Genomic DNA, 25051 nt, shown 5'->3' with positions numbered 1-25051 from the left:
TTTTTAATATTTAATTGACTTTTATTATAAATATTATTAGTAGATTTATATGTATATTTTTTTATTTATTCAATGTAATATAACTTACTTAATAAATTTTTTTATAAAATTAAAAATAAAAATTAATTTTATTAAAAAAGGTTGACAACAGGATAAAAAAAATGTAATCTCATATAAAGTTTCAAAACAACGCTCTTTAACAAAATAATTAGATAATCTGTGTGGGCACAGAAAATTAAGTACAAATTTAATTTTTTAAAAAATCTTAAAGGTTTTCTTCTTTAAGAACAAAGATTTTAAAACTGAAGAGTTTGATCATGGCTCAGATTGAACGCTGGCGGCAAGCCTAACACATGCAAGTCGAGCGGCAGCGAAAGAAAGCTTGCTTTCTTGTCGGCGAGCGGCAAACGGGTGAGTAATATCTGGGGATCTACCCAAAAGAGGGGGATAACTACTAGAAATGGTAGCTAATACCGCATAAAGTTGAAAAACCAAAGTGGGGGACCTTTTAGGCCTCATGCTTTTGGATGAACCCAGACGAGATTAGCTTGTTGGTAAGGTAAAAGCTTACCAAGGCTACGATCTCTAGCTGGTCTGAGAGGATAGCCAGCCACACTGGAACTGAGACACGGTCCAGACTCCTACGGGAGGCAGCAGTGGGGAATATTGCACAATGGGCGAAAGCCTGATGCAGCTATGCCGCGTGTATGAAGAAGGCCTTAGGGTTGTAAAGTACTTTCAGCGGGGAGGAAAGAAGTAAAACTAATAATTTTATTTTGTGACGTTACCCGCAGAAGAAGCACCGGCTAACTCCGTGCCAGCAGCCGCGGTAATACGGAGGGTGCGAGCGTTAATCAGAATTACTGGGCGTAAAGAGCACGTAGGTGGTTTTTTAAGTCAGATGTGAAATCCCTGGGCTTAACCTAGGAACTGCATTTGAAACTGAAATACTAGAGTATCGTAGAGGGAGGTAGAATTCTAGGTGTAGCGGTGAAATGCGTAGATATCTGGAGGAATACCCGTGGCGAAAGCGGCCTCCTAAACGAATACTGACACTGAGGTGCGAAAGCGTGGGGAGCAAACAGGATTAGATACCCTGGTAGTCCATGCCGTAAACGATGTCGACTTGGAGGTTGTTTCCAAGAGAAGTGACTTCCGAAGCTAACGCATTAAGTCGACCGCCTGGGGAGTACGGCCGCAAGGCTAAAACTCAAATGAATTGACGGGGGCCCGCACAAGCGGTGGAGCATGTGGTTTAATTCGATGCAACGCGAAAAACCTTACCTGGTCTTGACATCCACAGAATTTTTTAGAAATAAAAAAGTGCCTTCGGGAACTGTGAGACAGGTGCTGCATGGCTGTCGTCAGCTCGTGTTGTGAAATGTTGGGTTAAGTCCCGCAACGAGCGCAACCCTTATCCCCTGTTGCCAGCGGTTCGGCCGGGAACTCAGAGGAGACTGCCGGTTATAAACCGGAGGAAGGTGGGGACGACGTCAAGTCATCATGGCCCTTACGACCAGGGCTACACACGTGCTACAATGGTTTATACAAAGAGAAGCAAATCTGCAAAGACAAGCAAACCTCATAAAGTAAATCGTAGTCCGGACTGGAGTCTGCAACTCGACTCCACGAAGTCGGAATCGCTAGTAATCGTGGATCAGAATGCCACGGTGAATACGTTCCCGGGCCTTGTACACACCGCCCGTCACACCATGGGAGTGGGTTGCAAAAGAAGCAGATTTCCCAACCTTGAAAAAGGAGGGCGTCTACCACTTTGTGATTCATGACTGGGGTGAAGTCGTAACAAGGTAACCGTAGGGGAACCTGCGGTTGGATCACCTCCTTAAAAATATATACTTTTTTTGAAAGTGCCCACACAAATTATCTAATAAAATTTTGTTTTGTAAAGGCTTGTAGCTCAGATGGTAAGAGCGCACCCCTGATAAGGGTGAGGTCGGTGGTTCAATTCCACTCAGGCCTACCATAATAAATACTGTCTGGGGGGGCTATAGCTCAGCTGGGAGAGCGCCTGCCTTGCACGCAGGAGGTCAGCGGTTCAATCCCGCTTAGCTCCAATTAAAAATATCCTTTTTTTTCCTCAGTAAAATAAAAACCTCAAAACTACTTGTATTACTTTTCAATCCCATTGATTCTTTAACAATATCTTCCCTTGTTCTTAAAAATATGTTTATTTTTTTTTCAGTTTCAAGAGTAACTGGGAGAGTTTTATTATTTTTAGAAATAATTTTTTTTATTTTTTTATAGTATTTTTTTATTTTTTTATCAAATGGGATAATAGACATAGAAAAAATTAAATTAGATAAGGTATATTCATGTGAACAACACAATATTGTTTTCTTTGGTAATGATTTGATAAAATTAATAGATTGATACATATCAAAAAATCTGTTTTCAAAAACACGCCCACAACCACCTGAAAATAAAGTATCACCGCAAAAAATATATGGTTTTAAATAATATGAAACATGACCTAATGTATGACCTGGTGTAAAAAAAACGTCAATCTCACTTTCTAATAATTTTATTGTATCTCCTTTTTGTACAACTTGATTTACACCATTTTTTTTAGTTTCTTCAGGACCAAAAACAATTATATTTGGGTATCTTTTTACAATTTCCCTTACTCCTCCTGTATGGTCAATATGATTATGTGTTAACAAAATTGCTATTGGTTTCCATTTTTTTTCTTCTATTTTTTTTATTATATTTTCAGAAACACCAGGATCAATAATGATACAAAAATTATTGGTATTATATAAGATCCAAACATAGTTATCATTTAATATAGAGATACTTGTTAAAATCATTTTACATTCCATTAAAAATAAAAATTTTTTTATCAATTTTTGTTTTGATAAAAGTTATTTTCATAAAAAAGATCTTTAACTGAAGGATTTTGAGCAGATTTACGAGCAATTTTATCACATCTTTCGTTTTCTAAATGTCCCATATGGGCTTTAACCCAAAACCATGTGATATGATGGTTTTTTATAGCAGAATTAATACGTAACCATAAATCTAAATTTTTTACTGATTTTTTTTTAGTTGTTTTCCATTTTTGTTCTTCCCATTTAGAAATCCAATTCGTAATACCTTGTTTGACGTATTGACTATCAATTGTAATTTTAACTATACAAGATTGTTTAAGAGATTCTAAACCAGATATTACACCCATTAATTCCATTCTATTATTTGTAGTTAAAAAAAAACCTGAAGTTAATATCTTTTCGTGTAATTTGTAACGTAATATCGTACCATATCCACCTGAACCAGGATTTCCTAAACAAGAACCATCGGAAAATATTTCAACTAATTTTAACATTTTAATAATTGTTCCAACATTAAATAATTTAAATAAAAAATTCATTATGAATAATAAAAAAAGAATGATTGTATTAGATACTGAAACAACAGGGATGAATAGTGTAGGTCCACCTTATTTAAATCATCGAGTTATTGAAATCGGTGCTATTGAAATTATTAATCGTCGTTTTACAGGAAAAAAATTTCATTCTTATATTAAACCTAATAGATTGATAGAATCAAGTGCTTCAAAAATCCATGGTATTACTGATGATTTTTTATTAGATAAACCATCTTTTAAAGATATAGCTAAAGATTTTTTTAATTATATTAAAAATTCAGAATTAATAATTCATAATGCATCTTTTGATGTAGGTTTTATAAACCAAGAATTTTCAATGTTAAGTGGGAAAATACAAGATATATCAAATTTTTGTTCTATTATTGATACATTAAAAATAGCTAGAAAATTATTTCCTGGTAAAAAAAATACATTAGATGCATTATGTGTGCGTTATAAAATAAAAAATTCTCATCGAATTTTACATGGTGCTATTTTAGATGCTTTTCTCTTAGGTAAATTATATCTTTTAATGACCAGTGGTCAAGAGTCAATATCGTTTGATAAGAATGTTGAAAATAAAAAATATTTTGGAGACTTCCAGAAATTAACAATAAAAGAAAATCGTTCTTTAAAAATACTCAAAGCAAACAAAGAGGAATTAAAACTTCATAAAGAATATTTAAGATATTTAAAAAAGAAAAAAGAATATATTTTATAGTAAATTATGAATAACTATAAAAAGATGATTGACTCATTTTTTTAAAATATGTACAATATAGAAGTAGTAAAAAGGTGCGGTAGTTCAGTCGGTTAGAATACCGGCCTGTCACGCCGGGGGTCGCGGGTTCGAGTCCCGTCCGCACCGAAAAAAAAATAATTTTCTTTAATAATTTTTTCTAATAAAAATAGAAAAATTTTTTCTATCTTTTTTAAATTTTAAGAATATTAAAAAATGTATAAAAAAATTATTTCTTCTGAATTAAATACTGCATTAAAAATATTAAAAAATTTCTTAAAAAAAGAAGAACAAATAAAAAATATCGAAAAAGCAGCTATTTTAATAGCACAATCCTTTAAAAATAAAAACAAAGTAATTTCATGTGGAAATGGTGGTTCTCATTGCGATGCCGTTCATTTTTCCGAAGAATTAACTGGTCTTTATCGAGAAAAAAGAGCTGGATATGCTGCAATACCCATTTCTGATGTTGGTCATATTTCAGCAATAGGAAATGATTTTGGATATGATCAAATATTTTCACGTTATATAGAAAGCATTGGTTGCTCTAACGATATACTTCTAGCAATTACCACGTCTGGTAATTCTATTAATATTATTAATGCAATACGAGCAGCACGTAAAAAAAATATGAAAGTCATTGTTTTAACAGGGAACAATGGAGGTGAAGTTAAAAATTTATCTGATATAGAAATTTGTATTCCATATCATGGTTATTCAGACCGAATACAAGAAATGCATATTAAGGTTATTCATATATTAATATTAATTATTGAAAAAGAAATGAAAAAAATAAACTAATGAATCATTTAATTTGATTTTAATAATCATAAATCCTACAATAATTACAAATTATTTCCACTTTTTTAATAAATACTATTTTTATAGTTTTGGATTTTTTTTTCATGAGTGAGAAATACATTGTTACTTGGGATATGCTTCAAATTCATACTAGAAGACTAGCGAAACGATTACTAAAAATACAAAATTCTTGGAATGGTATCATTGCTGTAAGTCGAGGAGGTCTTGTTCCTTCTGCTATGTTAGCAAGAGAATTAGGCATTCGATGCGTAGACACCGTATGTATTGCAAGTTATAATTATGATTGTTTGCAAAAAAATAGAAAAATAATTAAAAAAGCGAAGGGAAACGGAGAAAAAGTTATTGTTGTAGACGATCTTGTTGATACAGGGGGGACAGCAAAAATTATTCGTAATTTATATCCAAAAGCATATTTTGTAACTATTTTTGCAAAACCACTAGGTAGATTATTAGTAGATGATTACATTATTGATATTGATCAAAACATATGGATAGAACAACCATGGGATATGTCAATATCGTATGTTCCACCTCTTGTTAAAAAGTAATTAAATCAATTTAAAATAAAATCGTTTTTTATAAAAATATACTATACAGATTTAGATTAAAAAATATGTATTAAATTATAAAAAAGGTAAGTTTATGAAAGATAAAAAAGAAAAAAATGGAAAAACAGTTAATTTCTTTGAAAATAAAGAAAATATAGAAGAAAATAAAGAAAATATAGAAGAAAATAAAGAAAATGATTTGATAAATTCATTGGAAATAAAGTTAAAAAAATCTCAAGAACAACTTATAGAGTTGCAATTAGAAAATCATGAGGAAATAACAAAGTTAAACAATCGATTAAATAATGAAATAGAAAAATCTAGAAAATTTTCTTTAGAAAAAATAATTATTGAATTTCTTCTAATTATAGATAATATAGAACGCGCTTCAAGTGTAATTAAAGAAAAAAAAGAAAATTTTTATTTAGAAATTGTCAAAAAAATAAATTTTATTTTATCTCTATCAGACGAAATTTTAAATGAATTTAATGTTTTAAAGATTAATGAAAAGAATGTATTATTTAATCCAGATATTCATCAAGCTATGTCTGTGAATTACAATGATGAAGTAGAAAAAGATAATCATATACTAGATGTTATGCAATCTGGTTATGTTCTTCATAAATCTCGTTTATTACGTCCTGCAATGGTTGTTGTTTCAAAATTTAAAAATAATTAATTTTTATTTAATCTTTTTCTTCTTCTTTCTTTAGGATCAATTATTAAATTTCTATAAATTTCAATTCGATCTCCATTTTTTAAATTTGAATTTAAACATACTAATTTATTATAAATTCCTACATTATTTCTATAAAATTGAATATTTTTTACTAAATTTAATAAATTTGAAGCTAATATAGCATCTTTTACAGTTGAATTTGAATTAATATTAACTTTATTAATATATTGAATATTAGGTAAGGCATAAATAACTGTTACTTTAATAGTTTTCATAGTTTTTTTATTTTTTTGAAATAAATTCTTTTTAACAAAATTTTTAAAACAAATCAATATATATAAGTAATTTTTTTTAAAAAAATATTTAAATATAAGTTTTCTTGGATTATATCTAATTATGTCTCATAAAAAATATCATTTAAAATCATCTACTATTTGTATAAATAAAAAAGCGCATTATAATTATTTTATAGAAGAAGTGTTTCAATCAGGTCTTGTATTAATGGGCTGGGAAGTAAAATCTATTAGATTAGGAAAAATAAATATTACTGAGAGTTATATTAATAATGATAGTTTAAATGAAATGTATCTTTATAATTCTATAATTCAACCTTTGAATACATCTTCTAATCATTTATTTTGTGATTCATCTAGAAAAAGAAAATTACTATTGCACAAGAATGAAATTCAATATTTATCTAATAAAAAAAATAAAATAGGTTCTACATTGGTTGCAATATCTTTATTTTGGGAAAAATCTTGGTGTAAATTAAATTTTGGATTAGCTAAAGGAAAAACTAAAATAGATAAAAGAGCAGATGAAAAACAAAACGAATGGAAAAAAGAAAAATTAAAAATTCTAAAAAAAACCAGATTTCATAATTAAAAAAAATTTTATGAAAAACAATCGCGATAATTATTGGATGAAAATTGCTTTAAGATATGCATCTTATGCAGAAGAAAATGGAGAAGTACCTATAGGTGCAATACTTGTTTTTCAAGAAAAGATTTTAGGAACTGGCTGGAATAGTGTAATTTCTCAGAATGATTCTACTGCTCACGCAGAAATTATGGCTTTACGTCAAGCAGGTAGAAAAATGAAAAATTATAGATTAGTTAACACTACGCTATATGTAACATTACAACCTTGTATGATGTGTTGTGGTGCTATTATAAATAGTCGTGTTACAAGATTAGTATTTGGCGCTGATTATAAAGATTCAGAAAAAAACCCTTTTTTAAAAAAAATTTTTTTAAATTTAGAAAAAAAAAGTAAATTGATAATACAAAAGAATATTATGAAAAATAAATGTTCTCAGATATTAAATGATTTTTTTCAAAAGAAAAGATATTAATTTCTTATGTAATATTTTCAAAAAAGAACTAATCTTCTAAAATAACTAATGCATATGCATATAATCTTTCGTCAGATATACTAACAAATATAGATTTACATTTTATTTCTTTAGATTTCTGTAAAGCGCATTTTAAAAAACGTAGTTTTGGTTTTCCTAGAGTGTCATTATATAATTCCAGTTGATTAAATTTTATTCCGCAGTTTATTCCTGTTCCTAAAGCTTTAGAAGCTGCTTCTTTAGCTGCAAATTTTTTAGCAAGAAAGTGAATAGGATTTTTGTTTACTACATATTTTTCCCATTCTTCTATTGATAGAATTCTTTTGGCTAGTTTATCTTTAAAACGATAAACAATATTTTTAATACGTAAAATTTCTATGATATCTGTTCCTATACCTATAATAGACATATTATTAGTTATATTCCTTTAATTTAAAAAAATTTTTATTTTTAAAATTAGTTAAAATAATTAAAATATTTTAACTAATTTTAAAAATTATTTTTTTAATTTTTTTCTTTCACCCATATTAGAAGATGTACTTTCTTATTTATTTTTTTTTCGATATTAAATCTAGACGACATGCTAATTTTTTTAATTATTTCGGCTTTTTGTCCAATAACAATTTTTTTTTGTCTTTCTTTTGTTACATAAATTACAGCCTTAATATATAAATTTTTTTTTGTCTTTTCTTTAAGTGATTCAATTTTTACTGTTGTTGTTGAAGGTAATTCATCTCTTAAAAAAAACATTAATTGTTGACGAATAACTTCAGATATTGAAAAAGATAAAGAATTTGTTGTAATACACTTTCTAGAAAAAACATGATTGTTTTTTGGTAAATAAGGATGTATTTTTTTTTCTAAAAGATTTATGTTTTCTCTTTTTTTTGCTGAAATAGGTATAATTTCTATTGGGTTAATTTTTTTTGAAAGAAAATTAATATATGGTAAAATAAGTCTTTTATTTTGAATTTTATCAATCTTATTAATAACACAAATAATTGGAATTTTGTTCTTTTTAATTTTATTAAAAACAATTTCATCATCTATTTTCCAAATAGTACGATCTATAATAAATATAATTAATATTGAATTTTTTATAATTTTTAAATTGTTATCTTGTTTTTCTTTTATATCTTTTTTTTTAGTAATATGTATGCCTGGTGTATCTATATAAATAAATTGATGATCTTTTTTTGTTTTTATACCTATAATGTTTTTTTGTGTTGTATTTTTCTTTTTTGATGTAATAGAGATTTCATTTCCAACTATTTCATTGATTAAAGTTGATTTACCAACGTTCGGCCTACCAACAATAGCTATATACCCACAATATTCTTTTTTCGTTTTCACTCTACACCCAATTTAATTAATGCTTTTTTTGCTGCATCTTGTTCTGCTTTTCTTCTACTTGTACCTTTACCAATTAAACTTTTTGGAATTGTACTAACTTCGCACTGAATAGTAAACAATTGATTATGTGCTTCACCATAAACTTCAACAATCAAATACGAAGGCAAAGATAAGTGTTTAGATTGTAAATATTCTTGTAGTCGTGTTTTAGGATCTTTTTGTGTGTCTCCAGGGCTTATTTTTTCTAGACGTTTTTCATACCATTTGAGTATTAATTCTTCTACTGTTTTAATATTACTATCTAAATAAATACCACCGATTAACGCTTCTACAGTATTAGCTAAAATGGATTCACGGCGAAATCCCCCGCTTTTTAATTCACCTTGACCTAATTGCAAATATTCTCCTAAATCAAATTCATATGCTATTTCTGCCAACGTGTTACCTCTTACTAAAGTGGCTCTCATACGGCTCATATCGCCTTCATTAATATAAGGAAAATGCTTATATAAAGCGTTAGCAATTACAAAACTCAGAATAGAATCTCCTAAGAATTCGAGTCTTTCATTATGTTTACTACTTGCACTACGATGTGTTAACGCCTGTTTTAACAGGTCTTGATGAGTAAAGGTATATCCTAATACTTGCTGTATTTTATTTGCTACGATATGGTTCATGTTATACCAATTTCAATAATATTTTAATTGATTTTTACATATAACAGGAAAAACAGTAAAATTTTGATAACATTGAAGATATATTTCAAATATTAATATATAATACTGATTATATTCTGCTATATTAATTATTATTTTTAATATATGTTTCCAATTCTATTAATACGTATACCTGTTGGCCATTCATTTTCTTTTTTCTCAAAGCTCATCCATATTTTTATAGCTTTTCCTAATAAATTTTCTTCAGGTACAAAACCCCAATAACGACTATCTAAACTATTGTCGCGATTATCCCCCATCATAAAATATTTATTTTTAGGTACTATCCATATCAATTTAGGCATATCTGGTTGATGATAATAATCATTTTTTTTGCTTTTAATTCCATCTAATATTAGTATATTGTGTTTTAAATCATTAATTTGTTCTTCAACTTTCTTAAAGTAAATAGAATTATATATTCTCTCTTCTTCTGGTTTGTTTTCGTTGAAAAGATATATTTTTTGAAAAAAATTGCTTAATTCAGTTTTAGAATATTTAATAAATAATTTATTTTTACAATTTTTTTGATTAATATAATTAATACAAACTTTTAATTTTTTTTTATTTATATCATATTGGATTTTATCTCCAGGTAGTCCTATTATTCGTTTAATATAATCAATATTATTTTTAGGATGTTTAAAAACTACAATATCGCCACGTTGGGGTGAATTTATTCGAATTAGAGTTTTATTTGTAATTGGTTCTTTAATACCATATGAAAATTTTTCTACTAAAATAAAATCTCCTATTAAAAGAGTTGGCATCATTGAACCTGAAGGTATTTGAAATGGTTCATAAATAAAAGAACGTATTATTAGAACAATAAAAAATGTTGGGAAAAGGGATGATAAAGACCGAAAAAAACATTTTTTATTTTCAATAGTTATTTTATTTATTAAAAATATATTATTATTCTTTGTTTTTTTTTTATCGTAAAAATAATTCTTAATTAAAGGAATTCGATAAATTATCCATAATATACCTGTGAAGAAAGTGCTAACTAATAAAAAAACAGTTAATATATTACGCATCTTTTTTCCTTATATTCTAATTGTTATTAATATTTAAAATTGCAAGAAACGCTTTTTTTGGCATATTAACATTTCCTATTTTTTTCATTCTTTTTTTACCATCTTTTTGTTTTTTTAATAGTTTCTTTTTTCTACTAACATCACCTCCATAACACTTTGCTAATACATTTTTTCTTAATTGTTTAATTGTTGATCTAGCAACAATAGAATTATTAATAGTTGCTTGAATATTAATATCAAACTGATGACGAGGGATTAATTCTTTCATTTTATCAACTATTTCGCGAGCACGATGTTGCGCATTTTTATAATAAGAAATTATTGTTAATGCATCTACTCTCTCTGAATTGATTAGAATATCTATTCTAACCATTTTAACAGTTTTAAAATGCTTAAAATCATATTCTAGTGAAGCATATCCACTTGAAACTGATTTCAATTCATCGAAAAAATTTAAAACAACTTCGTTCATTGGAATATGATATTTTAAAGACACTTGTTGTTCATGATAAATCATGTTAATTTCAGTTCCTCTTTTTTTTATACATAATTTCATAACTGGACCAAGAAATTTAGGTGGTAATAGAATATTGCATTCAACAATAGGTTCTTTTATTTTTTTTATTTCGCTGTTAATAGGAAAATTTGAAGGAGTATCTAAATAAACTTTTTTCCCGTTCGTTAATTCTATTTGATAAATTACATTTGGAGCTGTTGAAATCAGATCAAGAGAATATTCTCGTTCTAAACGAGCTTGAACAATTTCCATATGTAGTAATCCTAAAAAACCACACCGAAATCCAAAACCAAGAGCAGTTGAGTTTTCTGGTTCATAAAACAAAGAAGAATCATTTAAACTAAGTTTCCCTAAAGCATCTCTAAATATTTCATATTGATCTGATGTAGTAGGAAATAAACCAGCATAAATTTGAGGTTTTATTTTTTTAAAACCTATCAACATATTGATTGCTGGATTTTTAGCATTTGTTAATGTATCTCCAACTGGAGCTGCAGAAATATTTTTGATGCCACAAATAATCCAACCTACTTCTCCACATTTTAAATAATTTTTATTTACTTTTTTTGGTGTAAATATACCTAAATGATCGACAAAATATGTTTTTCCTGTACTCATCACTTTAATTTTATCTTTTTTTGAAACTATTCCGTTTTTAATTCTTATTAAAGATACTACACCGAGATAATTATCAAACCATGAATCGATAATAAGCGCTTGCAATGGTTGACTTTCATCACCATCAGGTGCTGGAATTTTATTAATAATATGTTCTATTAATTCTTCTATTCCCTGACCAGTTTTAGCCGAACATCTAATTGCATCTAATGCTGAAATTCCAATAATATCTTCAATTTCTTTAGCTACTTTTTCCGGATTTGAATTAGGTAAATCTATTTTATTTAATACTGGAACTATTGATAGGTTCATCTCTAAAGCAGTAGAACAATTTGCTAATGTTTGAGCTTCTACACCTTGACTTGCATCAACAACTAATAATGCACCTTCACATGCTGCTAAAGATCTAGAAACTTCGTAGGAAAAATTTACATGACCAGGTGTATCAATAAAATTCAAATGAAAAATCTTACCATTTTTATTTATATAATCAATCATTACGCTTTGTGCTTTAATTGTAATACCTCTTTCTTTTTCCAAATCCATAGAATCTAAAACCTGGTCAGACATTTCTCTTTCAGAAAGTCCACCACACTTTTGAATTAAACGATCAGACAAAGTTGATTTTCCATGATCAATATGAGCGATAATAGAAAAGTTTCTTATATTTTTCATTTTTTTGACCATTTTAAAAATTAATTTAGTTAAAATTTTTACTTAAAAATATATTGAAAATTTATTTTATATTAATATTTTTTAAAAGTATAAATATTTAATATATTTCTTATATTCATTTGAATATAATATAAATTCAATTAGTAAAATTTCTATAGATATAAAAAATATTTAAAAATTTTTTGTAATATTAAAAAATAATTTTTTTATTTCAAAAAAATATTAAATTTAATATTTTTTTAAAAAATTAAGATCTAATTATTTATGAAAGAAAAAAAGAAAAAAGTAATTATCGCTATGTCTGGAGGTGTAGATTCATCAGTTTCTGCGTGGTTTTTAAAAAGAAACAACTACCAAGTAGAAGGTTTATTTATGAAGAATTGGGAGGAGGATGATAAAAAAAAATTTTGTAGTGCTGCTCAGGATTTATCTGATGCTGAAGATGTATGTAAAAAATTAAATATTCATTTGCATAAAATAAATTTTTCTAAAGAATATTGGGAAAAGGTATTTGAAAATTTTTTGATTGAACATAAAAAAGGAAAAACTCCAAATCCTGACGTATTATGTAATAAAGAAATTAAATTTAAAATATTTTTTGATTATTCAATTAAAGAGCTTCAAGCAGATTATATTGCTACCGGTCACTATGCACAGATTAAGAAAAAAAATGGAAAATATTATCTTTTAAAAGGAATAGATCTAAACAAAGATCAAACCTATTTTTTATATACCTTAAAAAGTGTACAACTAAAAAATATTTTATTTCCTATTGGAAGTTTACAAAAAAATAAAGTTAGAAAAATTGCAAAAAAAATTGGTTTAAACGTTGCTGAAAAAAAAGATTCTACTGGAATTTGTTTCATTGGGCCTAAAAAAATAAATAATTTTCTAAATCGTTATATTACAGAAAAAAAGGGCGATATCATCACAACTGATGGTGAAATTGTTGGAAAACATAACGGTTTATTTTATTATACATTAGGACAACGTAAAGGTTTGGGAATTGGGGGGATTAAGGGAAAATATAACATACCATGGTATGTAGTAGAAAAAAAAATGAAAAATAATGCGTTAATTATTGCTCAAGGTTCATTTAATAAAAAATTGATGTCTATAGGTTTAGTAGCTGAAAAAGTTAATTGGATAAATAACGATGAAATTAATTTCCCTTTTTTTTGTCAAGCAAAAATAAGATATCGTCAAACTGATGTTTTTTGTACTATAGAATATATAAGTAATTTTTTTATTAAAGTTTTGTTTGATTCTCCTGTTATTGCGGTTACACCTGGACAATCAATAGTTTTTTATTCATCAGAAATATGTATAGGTGGGGGGGTTATAAAATCAAGATTACCATTTTTATAATTTATTGACTTTTAAGAAATAAAAATAATTATTTTCAATATAATTTATTTTTAATAATTTTTTTAATCATATATTTAGATGTTTTTAACAAAAAATTTAAAAAAATTAATTTATGAATTTTTTTATAATTTTTAAAAATTAGGAACGTAAAACATGGAATTGAATTCATTAACAGCTATTTCTCCAATTGATGGTCGATATTCTAATTCTACTAAGTTATTACGAAATATTTTTAGTGAATTTAGTTTTTTAAAGTATCGTCTTAATGTAGAGATTCAATGGTTAAAAAAAATAATTAATATCCGTCAAATACCAGAGATTGAAAATATAGAAAAGTCAGATTTATTATTTCTTGATAGTATTTTTGAAAAATTTAATGAAAAAGATGCTATATGTATTAAAAATATAGAAAAAAAAACTAATCACGATATTAAAGCATTAGAATATTTTTTAAGAAATAAAATTTCGCAATCAAAAAAATTATCACCATTTTTAGAATTTGTACATTTTTTATGTACTTCAGAAGACATAAATAATATAGCATATGCTCTAATGATAAAAAATGCTCGTGATGAAATTATTTTACCGTTGTGGAAAAAGATAATTAAATTTTTAAAAAAAGCCGCTTTTCAATATAAAGATATTCCATTGTTATCCCTAACCCATGGACAACCAGCTACTCCATCTACTATGGGAAAAGAGATGGTTAATTTTTATTATCGCATGCAACGTCAATATCATAAATTAAAAAAAATAGAAATATTAGGTAAAATAAATGGTGCTACTGGAAACTACAATGCGCATTTGGTAGCTTATCCAGAAATTAATTGGCATGCAGTAAGCAAAGAATTTATAACATCACTTGGCATTTCTTGGAATCCATATACGACACAAATAGAACCACATGACTATATTGCAGAATTTTTTGGATGTATATCTCTTTTTAATAATATATTAATTGATTTCAATCGTGATATTTGGGGATATATTTCGCTTAATTATTTCAAACAAAAGTCAATAGATCAAGAAATAGGTTCTTCTGTTATGCCTCATAAAATCAATCCTATTGATTTCGAAAATTCTGAAGGTAATTTAGGATTATCAAATGCTTTAATGAACCATATGATAAATAAATTACCAATTTCTAGATGGCAACGTGATTTAAGTGACTCTACTGTTTTAAGAAATATAGGAGTAGCATTTTCATATTCTATTATTGCATATCATTCAGTTTTATCTGGGACAAATAAATTAAAAATTAATACTTCACAATTGCTAAAAAATTTAAATGAAAACTGGTCAGTTTTATCTGAAGCAATTCAAACTGTTATGCGTCGTTATAAAATTGAAAATGCATACGAAAAATTAAAAAAATTAACTAGAGGAAAAGAAATAAAAAAAATTGACATACATAAATTTATTGAAAAACTAAATATTCCAAAGATAGAAAAAGAACGTTTAAAAAAAATCTCTCCATCTAACTATATTGGAGCAGCTAGTCAAATTATTGATGAAATAAAGTAAATATATTATTTACATATTTATATTTTAATTTTAAGGAATTTTTTTTGGTGACATTACAAATACTAATTCTTTCTATTATATTAATAATGGGATGCAATAATTATTTAAATGTAAAAAAAATTACAGCAAATAATTATTCTTTTTTAAATAAAAAAAATATAGAAAAGACTATTTATAACTGGAATTTTCTTATTAAGAAAGCATCAAATAAATATAATGTTGAAGAAAAATTAATCAAATCTATTATTTATGCTGAATCTTCTGGTAATCCTTATGCTAAAAGCGAATCAAATGCAATTGGTTTAATGCAAATAAAACCGTCTGCAGCAGGTCTAGAAATATATCGTTTAAATGGAAAAAAAGGTCAGCCTTCTGTTAAAGAATTATATAATCCTAAAATAAATATTAATATTGGTACTTCTTATATAAATTTATTACAAAAAAAAAATTTATTTGGCATAAAAAATAAGGAAATAATGAGATATGCAACCATTGTTGCATATGTTAATGGAACGAGTGCATTATTAAAAATTTTTTCTAAAAATAGAAATAAAGCAATAAAAATAATAAATTCTATGACAGTAAAAACATTTTTTAAGTATGTAAAAAAACATCCATCAGTACAGGCTTCACAATATTTAGAAAAAGTGATAAGAATTTATAATTTAATTTAAATATTTTACCATTTTTAAATATAAAAAATAGAACATTTTCACGTATATAATATATATTTTGGAATTTTAAAATGGGCATTTTAAAAGGTAAAAAAATTTTAATAACTGGTATATTAAATGAAAAATCAATCGCATTTGGTATTGCAAAGTCAATGTATAAGCAACAAGCAGAATTAATTTTTGTTTGTCAAAATAAAAAAATAATTAATAAAATCAAACATTTAATTCAATCAATTAATCATAATCCCATTTTTTTTTGTGATGTATCTCACGATGAAAATATTAAAGAATTATTTTTTAATATAAAAAAAGTTTGGGGAAATTTTGATGGATTAGTTCATTCTATTGCTTACTGTCCTAAAAAAAAAATGCATGAAGATTTTATTGAAGGTAGTAATAGAGAATCCTTTAATATATGTCACGAAATTAGTTCATATAGCTTCTTAAGCATGGTAAGAGAATGTAAAAACATGTTAAAAAAATTTTCCTCCTTAGTAACATTATCTTATCTAGGTTCACAAAAAATAGTTTCTAATTATAATATGATGGGTTTAGCAAAATCTTCTCTAGAAGCAAATGTTCGCTATATGGCTCATTCATTAGGTAAAAAAAATATCAGAGTTAATGCTATTTCTTCTGGACCCATTAAAACTGTATCTTCTTATCAAATTAAAAATTTTGAAAAAATAAAAAAAATACATAAACTTTTATCTTTAACAAAAAATCATGTTACTAGTGAAGAAATAGGAAATGTTGCGTCTTTTTTATGCTCTGATTTATCTATTGGAATTACTGGTTCTATTATTAATGTTGACCATGGTTTTCATTTAAATGGAATAGATTGTATTATTTAAATAAAAAATTTTCGTATATATTTTTTCATTTTATTAATTTAAAATTTAACTTTAAAGTAATTTGACAAATATAATACTAATCTTCATTGAAATTTTTAATAAAATTTATCTATGATATTTTTCAAATAAGTTATATATTAAAATTATTAATTATTTATTTTCTACTATGGTAATTAGGTAGTATTATTATGTTCCAAAACAATCCATTACTTGCGCAATTAAAAAAAAATCTACATGCTAAAACACCACGGGTTGAAGGAATAGTAAAAAGTACTGAAAGAGGATTTGGGTTTTTAGAAGTTGATGCACAAAAAAGTTATTTTATACCTCCTAAAAATATGAAAAATGTTATGCATGGAGATAAAATATTAGCTTTGTTAAAAGTGGAAAAAGATCGTGAAATAGCTGAACCTGAAAAGTTAATTGAACCTTTTTTAAATCGATTTGTGGGGAAGATTGAAAAAAAAGACAACAAATTGTTTATTTTACCAGACTATCCGTTTTTAAAAGACTGTATATTATGCCGAACTAAAAAAAATTGTATTGATGTTTTTGAGACAGGGGATTGGGCTGTAGCAAAATTAATTAAACATAAACTTAACGGAAATCATATATTTTATGCTGAATTAGTTGAAGAAATAGTTAAGGCAAATAATCCACTTATACCATGGTGGGTAACTTTATCACGTCATAATCTTGAGAGAAAAGCACCTAAAATAGAAAAAGATGATCTTATTTTGAAAGATGATTCTGATAGAAAGGACTTAACTCATTGCAATTTTATTACAATAGATAACTTTAATACAAAAGATATTGATGACGCTCTTTTTATTCAAGAAAATAATGACGGTAGTTTTTGTTTAACTGTAGCCATTGCAGATCCAACTTCTTATATAAAGAGTGGTAGTAAATTAGATATTATTGCTGCAAAACGAGGATTTACAAATTATTTACCAGGTTTCAATATTCCCATGTTACCTCGTAATTTATCAGAAGATATGTGTTCCTTAAATCCCAACGAACGCCGTCCAGTATTAGCATGTCGTATTAATATTTTAAAAGACGGAAATATTTGTAAAAAAATTAATTTTTTTTTAGCATGGATTAAATCTAAATCAAAATTATCTTATGAAAATGTATCAGATTGGATTGAAAAAATAGGTTCTTGGAAGCCAGAAACAAAATTAATTGAAAATCAAATATTACTTTTACATCGTTTATGTTTATTACGTATAAAATGGCGGGCATTAAATTCCGTGTTATTTAAAGATAGTTTAGAATATAGATTTCAATTTTCGGACACTGGAATTGTAGAAGATGTTGTTGTAGAAAAAAGACGTATTGCACATAAAATTATCGAAGAATCAATGATAATAGCAAATATATCTGCTGCTAATTTTTTATCAAAAAATCTTGGATTTGGAATATATAATACACATACTGGTTTTGATTTTATTAATGCTGAAAATGTTGTTTCTTTTTTAGAAAATTATAACTTAAAATTTACTGCAAAAGAAATAATTACATTAAAAGGATTTTGTAATCTTAGACGTGTTTTAAACATATTATCTAATAATTACGTTAATAGCCGCATTCGTCGTTATCAATCTTTTGGAGATTTTAGTATTACTCCAGGACCTCATTTTGCATTAGGTCTTTTAGAGTATGCCACTTGGACATCCCCTATTCGAAAATATAGTGATATGATTAATCATCGTTTATTAAAATCTATTATTAATAAAGATAAAAATATTACTAAGCCTAGTGAAGATATAAAATTAAAAATTAGTGAGCAGAAACGTCGTAATAGAATCGCAGAAAGAGATGTTTCAGATTGGCTTTATACCTTACTTCTACAAAAAAAAGAATATAAAAATAAAAAATTTAATGCTGAAATTACAGATGTTTCTAGAAGTGGAATAAGAGCTAAATTATTAGAAAACGGTGCAAACGTATTTATCCCTGCTTTATTTTTACACCCTGTTAGAGAAGAATTAATTTTTAGTCAAGAAACAGGAAAAGTCTTTATTAAAGGTATTTTACACTATAAAATATCTGATTTAATACGAGTTGTTCTTTCAGAAATTCGATTACAAACACGCAGTATTATTGCACGACTTGATAATTAAATACTAACATTAATAATATTTAAATAATTTTTTAATTAAATTTATATATAAAAATATATTTTTTATATTATCTCAGTTCTTTAAACTGATATTTTTTTAATAATTTCATTATATTAAATATTGTTATAATTTTAATATAATTATAAGAAATTCAATATAAATTAAGAGTATAATATGCATATTTCAATGTTTGATTTTTCTATATATATAAAATTTTTTGTAAGTTTATGTGCTTTAGTTAATCCAATTGGAATGATTCCCATATTTACAACTATGACTAATCATCAATCTGATCTAGAACGAAAGAAAACTAATTTAATTGCTAATTTTTCCGCTTTTCTAATCTTGTTAATATCTTTATTTTTAGGTAATAGCATTTTAAATGCTTTTGGTATATCTATTAATTCGTTTCGTATAGCAGGTGGAATACTGATTATTGGTATTGCTTTTTCTATGATTAGTGGAAAATTTACAAAAAATAAAAAAACAAGTAAAGAAGAAAATCAAGAAAACATAAGTGTTGTACCTTTAGCTATGCCATTAATTGCAGGACCTGGAGCAATTAGCTCAACTATTGTTTGGAGTACTTATTATTCTACTTGGATTAACTTTTTAGGGTGTAGTATAGCTATTTTTTTATTTTCATTTGTTTGCTGGTTATGTTTTCGAGCTGCTCCATGTGTAGTTGAAATATTAGGAAAAACAGGTATTAATATTATTACACGTATTATGGGTTTATTGCTGATGTCTTTAGGAATAGAATTTCTTAGTATTGGAATAAAGTCTATTTTTTCTGAACTACTACATTAGTAATGTATTAAAATTAATATTTTTTATTTTATTTAGTATATTTTAAATTAAAAAAAATTGGATTTATTCATTGAATAATAGAATTATTTTTTTTCGCAATTTTGGTTTAAAACATTGGATTGAAATGTTTAATAAAATGCATTTCTTTACGAAAACACGTGATATTTATACATTTGACGAAATTTGGTTTTTAGAACATTATCCAATTTTTACTCAAGGTTTGTTAAACAAAAAAAATATAAGTACATCTAATGATAATGTTCTTTACAATATTCCAGTAGTAACTACGGACAGAGGTGGTCAAATTACATATCATGGTCCTGGACAACAAATATTATATTTTTTAATTGATTTAAAACGTCGAAAAATCACTATTCGTGATCTTATAAATATAATGCATAATCTAATCATAGAAACTCTAGATTATTTTTCTATTAAATCAAATATTAAAAAAAATTCTCCTGGAGTTTATATAAATAATAAAAAAATATGTTCATTAGGATTAAGAGTAAAAAAAGGATTTACATTGCATGGTCTATCATTAAATGTTCATATGGATTTAACACCATTCAATTACATTCATCCTTGTGGTGATGTTAATATGAAAATGACGCAAATTAAAGAATTTAATACTTTTTTAACATTAAAAGATATTCGTTTAATTTTAATTAAAAAACTATCTCAATTATTAAATGTTTCAATTATTGAAAAAAAATTTTAATATTAATAATAATTCTCAGAAAGAATTATATTTTTTAATGAAAAATCTAAAATTTTTGTTAAATAATTATTTTTAAGTTAATAACTATAATAGAAATTAATATTTCTAATCGAGACAATTGATTTTATGAATAAAAAAAAACATTCTTTATTTAAAATTAAAAAAGAAAATAAAATATTAAATATTATTCCTACTAAAAATTTTTCTAAAAAAACAACAAAACTCAACAAACCTAATTGGATAAAAGTTAAAATACCTATTGATACATCTCGTATTCGTAAAATAAAAGATGCTTTACGCAAAAATAATTTGCATTCTGTTTGTGAAGAAGCTAATTGTCCAAATTTACCAGAATGCTTTAATCATGGAACTGCAACGTTTATGATTCTTGGATCAAAATGCACTCGTAATTGTCCATTTTGTGCGGTTTCTCATGGTAAACCTAATTCTTTAAATGTAGAGGAACCAAATGATTTAGCAAAAACTGTATTTGATATGGGTATTGATTATGTAGTAATTACTTCAGTTGTAAGAGATGATTTATATGATGGAGGCGCTCAACATTTTGTTAATTGTATTAAATCAATTAGAAAAAAAAATCAAGTTAAAATTGAAATATTAGTTCCTGACTTCAGAGGAAGAGTAAAATTAATCTTAAAAATCTTTAATTCAGGATTACCTGACGTTTTTAATCATAATATAGAAAATGTTCCTCGTCTTTATAAAAAGATACGTCCTGGAGCTGATTATAAAAAATCGTTATTTTTATTAGAATCTTTCAAAAAAAAATATTTTGAAATTCCTACAAAATCAGGTTTAATGCTAGGATTAGGTGAAAAAGATATAGAAATTATTCAAGTAATGAAAGATCTTTATTCAAGTGGTGTTACATTATTGACAATAGGACAATATCTTCAACCTAGTACCAATCATATTCCAGTACAACGTTATGTACCGCTTGCAGAATTTGAAAATATAAAAAAAGAAGCATTATCTATTGGTTTTACTAATGCATTTTGCGGACCTTTTGTCCGTTCATCATACCATGCTAGTTTTCAAACAAATTTATTTATTAAAAAATAATTAATTTATTAAAAATTTCATTATTATTTATTTTAAATAAATATTTTGAATATTATTTAATTAGCATCTTGATACATTGGAAAAAATATATAAAAATTATTTTTAATAGAGGTCAAATAGTGTTACATCCCAATCATTATAATATTCCCAAAATTATCATTGCTTTAGATTTTTGTACCAAGAAAGAAGCTATGAAATTAGTAGATCGTCTTGATCCTTCTATTTTTTATCTAAAAGTTGGTAAAGAAATGTTTACAATTTTAGGATGTAAATTTGTAAAAGAATTACATAAATTAGGGTTTAATATATTTCTTGACTTAAAATTTCATGATATCCCCAATACTGTATTTAATGCAACAAAAGCCGCTGCAGATTTAGGAATATGGATGTTGAGTGTTCATGCATCTGGTGGTAAAAATATGCTTCTTTCAGCAAAGAAAGCTTTGAAATCTTTTCAAAAAGCCCCTTTATTAATTGCTGTAACTGTATTAACTAGTTTAACAGAAAAAGATTTAAAAGAAATTGGAATTAAAATATCATTAAAAGATTATATTTTAATATTGTCGAAATTATCTAATGATTGTGGTTTAGATGGAATTGTTTGTCCAGGAAGGGAAGCAAAAAAAATGAAATTATTATATGGAGATAAATATAAAATTGTTACTCCAGGTATTAGGTTTTCAACTGATTCTTCATTTGATCAAAAGCATATTATTACTCCAAAAGAAGCCAAAGAATGTCAAATAGACTATATAGTTATAGGACGTTCTATTACAAATTCCAAGAATCCGATTAAAAAATTAAATTTTATAATAGAATCTATGCAATAATGTTTTCTAGATTAATAAATGTTTGTATAAAACAAATTATTAAGAGTATTTTTTAAAAAAAATATTTCTATATGTAAACTATCAACTATTTTTTTCTTTAAATCATTAAGTACAATAAAATTGGAGAATTTATGCAATTAGTTCAAATAGAAAAAGCTATTTTACCAACTCCTTGGGGAGATTTTTTAATATTTGGTTTTGAAGAAAAAAAGAATGGAAAAAATCATATTGCTCTTGTATATGGAAATATACAAAAAAACGTTCCTACTCTTGCTAGAGTGCACTCTGAATGTTTAACAGGAGATGCATTTTTCAGTTTGAGATGCGATTGTGGTATTCAATTAGAAATGGCAATGAGTAAAATTGCTTCAGAAGGGAATGGTATATTAATATATCACCGTCAAGAGGGGAGAAATATTGGTCTTCTTAACAAAATTAAAGCATATTCTTTACAGGATAAAGGTTTAGATACTGTTGAAGCCAATCAAAAACTTGGTTTTTCTGCAGACGAAAGAGATTTTTCATTATGCGCTGATATTTTCAATATTTTGAATATAAAAAAAATTCGTTTGTTAACAAATAATCCATTTAAAGTTGAAATGCTTGTGGCATCTGGAATAGAAATTGTAGAAAGAATTCCTATTATTGTAGAAAAGAATGATAAAAATGCTAATTATTTAAAAACTAAAGCTGAAAAAATGGGTCATTTATTATTTAAGTAAAATTTTTAAAAAATATATACGTAACAATTACATATTATGTAATAATACTTCATAAATTAAAAAATTAAATTACATATATATTTTTAAAAAATTTTAAATATTTTTTTCTTATTTTAAATATCAGGGGTTTTTTTTAATGAACCCCTAAAAATTTTTGAATGTATATTTACTTATAAAAAATGTTTTTTAAAATTATAATAATGGACTTAAAAAATAGAAAATCTTTTCTAAAACACGAGTCCAATATGCACGCATAGACCAAATGTTTTTATCTAATAATCGAGAATTAGCAATATATTCTTTTTGTATAGAACATAAATTATGACTAAATTTACTATCATCAATAACTAAGGTAATTTCAAAATTTAACCATAAGCTTCTCATATCTAAATTAACAGTTCCAATTAAACTAAGTTGTTGATCAATCAATATACTTTTACTATGTAATAATCCTTTTTTAAATTGATATATTTTTACTCCTGCTTCTAATAATTCACTAAAAAACACTCTACTTGCCCATTTGACTAGAATAGAATCATGGTATAAAGGTATAATAATACTGACCTTTACACCTCTTTGAGCGGCAGTACAAATAGCATGTAATAAATCATCACTAGGTACAAGATATGGAGTAGTCATAATTAATTCATTTCTTGCTGAATAAATGGCAGTTAACAATGCTTGATGAATTACATTCTTAGGAAATCCTGGACCTGATGCAATTACTTGAACACTAGAGTTTTGATTACATTTTTTTTTTAACATTTCTTTACTTGGTAATTTAGGTAGAATTTTAAAACCCGTTTCAATTTCCCAATCACACGAATAAATAATTCCTATTGTTGTAGCTATAGGACCTTCTATTCTTGTCATTAAATCAATCCATTGACCTATCCCTGAAGACTGCTTAAATAAATATGGATCGACGAGATTCATACTACCCGAATAAGAAATATAATTATCAATTAGTATAATTTTTCTATGTTGTCTTACATCTAAACGTCGTAAAAAAATTCTCATTAAACTAACCTTCAATGCTTCTACAATTTCAATTCCAGATTTTTTCATAATATTAAACCAGGGACTTCTAAAAAACTCTACACTTCCTGCTGAATCCAACATAAGTCTACAATGTACTCCACGTTTAGCAGAATCTATCAAAGCAACAGCTACATCATCAGCAATCCCACCTGGTTTCCAAATATAAAATACCATTTCAATATTTTTACGTGCTGAATAAATATCACGTATTAAAACTTCTATGGTTTTTTTAGTATTAGTTAAAAGAGTTATATTATTATTTTTAATTCCAGAAATTCCCTGTCGATGTTTACACAATTGAAATAAAGAAGTAGCTACTTCGCTATTTTTTATTTGAAAGATATATTTATAAGATTTAAGTTCATTAAGATATGTATTAGATATAGACCAAATTTTTTTTGCTATTTTCTTTTGTCTTTTTCCTAAATATAACTCGCCAAAGAAAAACCAAATGGCTATTCCTATGAATGGAAGAATATAAATAGTTAAAAGCCAAGACATGGAGGAAGGTATACTACGGCGTTTAATTAGAATACGATAAGTAATATTAGCAATTAGTAACCAGTATATTAATACAACCAGCCATTTTATTAAATCATAGAAAATATCCATTCATTTGAAGGTCCTATTCATACTTTTTTATAAAAGTGTTTTATATTTTATTAAATATTTTTATATTTTTTAAATATGAAATAAAAATTAATCATTTATTTAATAAATATTAATGTTTTATAAAAATTTTTTGAAATAAAAAAGTAATAATTTAGTATTTAAAATAAAAAAATATATTTTAAAATTAATGAATTCAACACTTTAAATAAAAAGTAAATATCTTATTACATAAGATTATGC

25 protein-coding genes, 3 tRNA genes and 1 rRNA gene are annotated in these 25051 nt (G+C 25.9%); 20 read left to right on the top strand and 9 right to left on the bottom strand.

The window, feature by feature from the left end:
- Positions 1–299 precede the first annotated feature (299 nt).
- The 3 genes from QZ401_RS02220 (at position 300) to QZ401_RS02210 (ending at position 2075) form a co-directional block, all read left to right on the top strand.
- Positions 300–1846, top strand: a 16S ribosomal RNA gene (locus tag QZ401_RS02220).
- Between the two features lie 61 nt (positions 1847–1907).
- Positions 1908–1984: transfer RNA gene (locus QZ401_RS02215), tRNA-Ile, on the top strand.
- Positions 1985–2002: 18 nt separating this feature from the next.
- A tRNA-Ala gene (locus QZ401_RS02210) sits at positions 2003–2075 on the top strand.
- Here QZ401_RS02210 and gloB read toward each other — a convergent pair.
- A complete protein-coding gene (gene gloB, locus QZ401_RS02205) occupies positions 2067–2828 on the bottom strand; it encodes a hydroxyacylglutathione hydrolase (RefSeq protein WP_295164551.1) in 762 nt (253 codons plus the stop codon). The genes QZ401_RS02210 and gloB overlap by 9 nt on opposite strands.
- A 32-nt stretch (positions 2829–2860) precedes the next feature.
- Positions 2861–3343, bottom strand: a complete 483-nt coding sequence (gene rnhA, locus QZ401_RS02200) for a ribonuclease HI (RefSeq protein WP_295164549.1) — start codon at positions 3341–3343, stop codon at positions 2861–2863.
- A gap of 46 nt (positions 3344–3389) precedes the next feature.
- Between rnhA and dnaQ the strand changes: the two genes are divergently transcribed.
- The 5 genes from dnaQ (at position 3390) to QZ401_RS02175 (ending at position 6173) form a co-directional block, all read left to right on the top strand.
- Positions 3390–4106, top strand: coding sequence for a DNA polymerase III subunit epsilon (gene dnaQ, locus QZ401_RS02195; RefSeq protein ID WP_295164547.1), 717 nt, complete (start codon positions 3390–3392; stop codon positions 4104–4106).
- A 73-nt stretch (positions 4107–4179) separates the two neighbouring features.
- Positions 4180–4253 (top strand) — tRNA-Asp (locus tag QZ401_RS02190).
- A gap of 87 nt (positions 4254–4340) precedes the next feature.
- A complete protein-coding gene (lpcA, locus tag QZ401_RS02185) occupies positions 4341–4925 on the top strand; it encodes a D-sedoheptulose 7-phosphate isomerase (RefSeq protein ID WP_295164544.1) in 585 nt (194 codons plus the stop codon).
- A gap of 104 nt (positions 4926–5029) precedes the next feature.
- A complete protein-coding gene (gene gpt, locus QZ401_RS02180; protein ID WP_295164542.1) occupies positions 5030–5494 on the top strand; it encodes a xanthine phosphoribosyltransferase in 465 nt (154 codons plus the stop codon).
- Positions 5495–5588: 94 nt separating this feature from the next.
- The gene (locus tag QZ401_RS02175; protein WP_295164541.1) at positions 5589–6173 is read left to right on the top strand and encodes a nucleotide exchange factor GrpE; all 585 of its coding nucleotides are present in this window, start codon (positions 5589–5591) and stop codon (positions 6171–6173) included.
- Here the strand turns inward: QZ401_RS02175 and QZ401_RS02170 are convergent.
- On the bottom strand, positions 6170–6448 hold the full coding sequence (locus QZ401_RS02170; RefSeq protein ID WP_295164539.1) for an RnfH family protein: 279 nt from the start codon (positions 6446–6448) through the stop codon (positions 6170–6172). The genes QZ401_RS02175 and QZ401_RS02170 overlap by 4 nt on opposite strands.
- Positions 6449–6566: 118 nt before the next feature.
- Here QZ401_RS02170 and smpB point away from each other — a divergent pair, with 118 nt between their 5' ends.
- Together smpB and tadA are read left to right on the top strand one after the other, a co-directional pair.
- The gene (gene smpB, locus QZ401_RS02165) at positions 6567–7058 is read left to right on the top strand and encodes an SsrA-binding protein SmpB (protein ID WP_295164871.1); all 492 of its coding nucleotides are present in this window, start codon (positions 6567–6569) and stop codon (positions 7056–7058) included.
- A gap of 10 nt (positions 7059–7068) precedes the next feature.
- Positions 7069–7527, top strand: coding sequence for a tRNA adenosine(34) deaminase TadA (gene tadA / locus QZ401_RS02160; RefSeq protein WP_295164536.1), 459 nt, complete (start codon positions 7069–7071; stop codon positions 7525–7527).
- Positions 7528–7555: 28 nt separating this feature from the next.
- On the opposite strand, the gene acpS is transcribed toward tadA, so the two are convergent.
- From acpS to lepA, 5 genes are all read right to left on the bottom strand, one after another.
- Positions 7556–7936: a holo-ACP synthase gene (gene acpS / locus QZ401_RS02155; protein WP_295164534.1), complete on the bottom strand. Its 381-nt coding sequence runs from the start codon at positions 7934–7936 to the stop codon at positions 7556–7558.
- A 95-nt stretch (positions 7937–8031) separates the two neighbouring features.
- The gene (gene era / locus QZ401_RS02150; RefSeq protein ID WP_295164532.1) at positions 8032–8880 is read right to left on the bottom strand and encodes a GTPase Era; all 849 of its coding nucleotides are present in this window, start codon (positions 8878–8880) and stop codon (positions 8032–8034) included.
- Positions 8877–9557 (bottom strand): ribonuclease III, encoded by a 681-nt coding sequence (gene rnc, locus QZ401_RS02145; protein WP_295164530.1) that lies wholly within the window; start codon positions 9555–9557, stop codon positions 8877–8879. The genes era and rnc overlap by 4 nt, the downstream gene beginning before the upstream one ends.
- 137 nt (positions 9558–9694) lie before the next feature.
- The gene (gene lepB / locus QZ401_RS02140; RefSeq protein WP_295164528.1) at positions 9695–10633 is read right to left on the bottom strand and encodes a signal peptidase I; all 939 of its coding nucleotides are present in this window, start codon (positions 10631–10633) and stop codon (positions 9695–9697) included.
- A 16-nt stretch (positions 10634–10649) separates the two neighbouring features.
- Entirely contained in the window at positions 10650–12443 is a 1794-nt protein-coding gene (gene lepA, locus QZ401_RS02135) for a translation elongation factor 4 (RefSeq protein ID WP_295164526.1), read from the bottom strand.
- Positions 12444–12707: 264 nt separating this feature from the next.
- Here lepA and mnmA point away from each other — a divergent pair, with 264 nt between their 5' ends.
- The 10 genes from mnmA to ribA all read left to right on the top strand — a co-directional run bounded on the left by mnmA (position 12708) and on the right by ribA (position 23158).
- Positions 12708–13811, top strand: a complete 1104-nt coding sequence (mnmA, locus tag QZ401_RS02130; protein ID WP_295164524.1) for a tRNA 2-thiouridine(34) synthase MnmA — start codon at positions 12708–12710, stop codon at positions 13809–13811.
- Positions 13812–13964: 153 nt separating this feature from the next.
- Positions 13965–15335: an adenylosuccinate lyase gene (gene purB / locus QZ401_RS02125; protein ID WP_295164522.1), complete on the top strand. Its 1371-nt coding sequence runs from the start codon at positions 13965–13967 to the stop codon at positions 15333–15335.
- A gap of 47 nt (positions 15336–15382) precedes the next feature.
- The gene (locus QZ401_RS02120; protein ID WP_295164520.1) at positions 15383–16009 is read left to right on the top strand and encodes a transglycosylase SLT domain-containing protein; all 627 of its coding nucleotides are present in this window, start codon (positions 15383–15385) and stop codon (positions 16007–16009) included.
- Between the two features lie 71 nt (positions 16010–16080).
- Positions 16081–16863: an enoyl-ACP reductase gene (locus tag QZ401_RS02115; RefSeq protein ID WP_295164516.1), complete on the top strand. Its 783-nt coding sequence runs from the start codon at positions 16081–16083 to the stop codon at positions 16861–16863.
- A gap of 188 nt (positions 16864–17051) precedes the next feature.
- Entirely contained in the window at positions 17052–18992 is a 1941-nt protein-coding gene (rnb, locus tag QZ401_RS02110) for an exoribonuclease II (RefSeq protein WP_295164513.1), read from the top strand.
- 174 nt (positions 18993–19166) lie between these two features.
- Entirely contained in the window at positions 19167–19802 is a 636-nt protein-coding gene (locus QZ401_RS02105; RefSeq protein WP_295164511.1) for a YchE family NAAT transporter, read from the top strand.
- Between the two features lie 70 nt (positions 19803–19872).
- Positions 19873–20523, top strand: coding sequence for a lipoyl(octanoyl) transferase LipB (gene lipB, locus QZ401_RS02100; RefSeq protein ID WP_295164508.1), 651 nt, complete (start codon positions 19873–19875; stop codon positions 20521–20523).
- Positions 20524–20649: 126 nt separating this feature from the next.
- Positions 20650–21606, top strand: a complete 957-nt coding sequence (gene lipA / locus QZ401_RS02095; protein WP_295164506.1) for a lipoyl synthase — start codon at positions 20650–20652, stop codon at positions 21604–21606.
- 119 nt (positions 21607–21725) lie between these two features.
- The gene (gene pyrF / locus QZ401_RS02090) at positions 21726–22436 is read left to right on the top strand and encodes an orotidine-5'-phosphate decarboxylase (protein ID WP_295164504.1); all 711 of its coding nucleotides are present in this window, start codon (positions 21726–21728) and stop codon (positions 22434–22436) included.
- A gap of 131 nt (positions 22437–22567) precedes the next feature.
- On the top strand, positions 22568–23158 hold the full coding sequence (gene ribA, locus QZ401_RS02085; protein ID WP_295164503.1) for a GTP cyclohydrolase II: 591 nt from the start codon (positions 22568–22570) through the stop codon (positions 23156–23158).
- A 192-nt stretch (positions 23159–23350) separates the two neighbouring features.
- Here the strand turns inward: ribA and cls are convergent, their stop codons facing one another.
- Positions 23351–24811 (bottom strand): cardiolipin synthase, encoded by a 1461-nt coding sequence (cls, locus tag QZ401_RS02080; RefSeq protein WP_295164502.1) that lies wholly within the window; start codon positions 24809–24811, stop codon positions 23351–23353.
- Positions 24812–25051: the final 240 nt, after the last annotated feature.

Source organism: uncultured Buchnera sp. (assembly GCF_913776765.1).
Lineage (GTDB): Bacteria > Pseudomonadota > Gammaproteobacteria > Enterobacterales > Enterobacteriaceae > Buchnera > Buchnera aphidicola_AO.
This window is presented reverse-complemented; position numbering and strand designations above follow the sequence as displayed.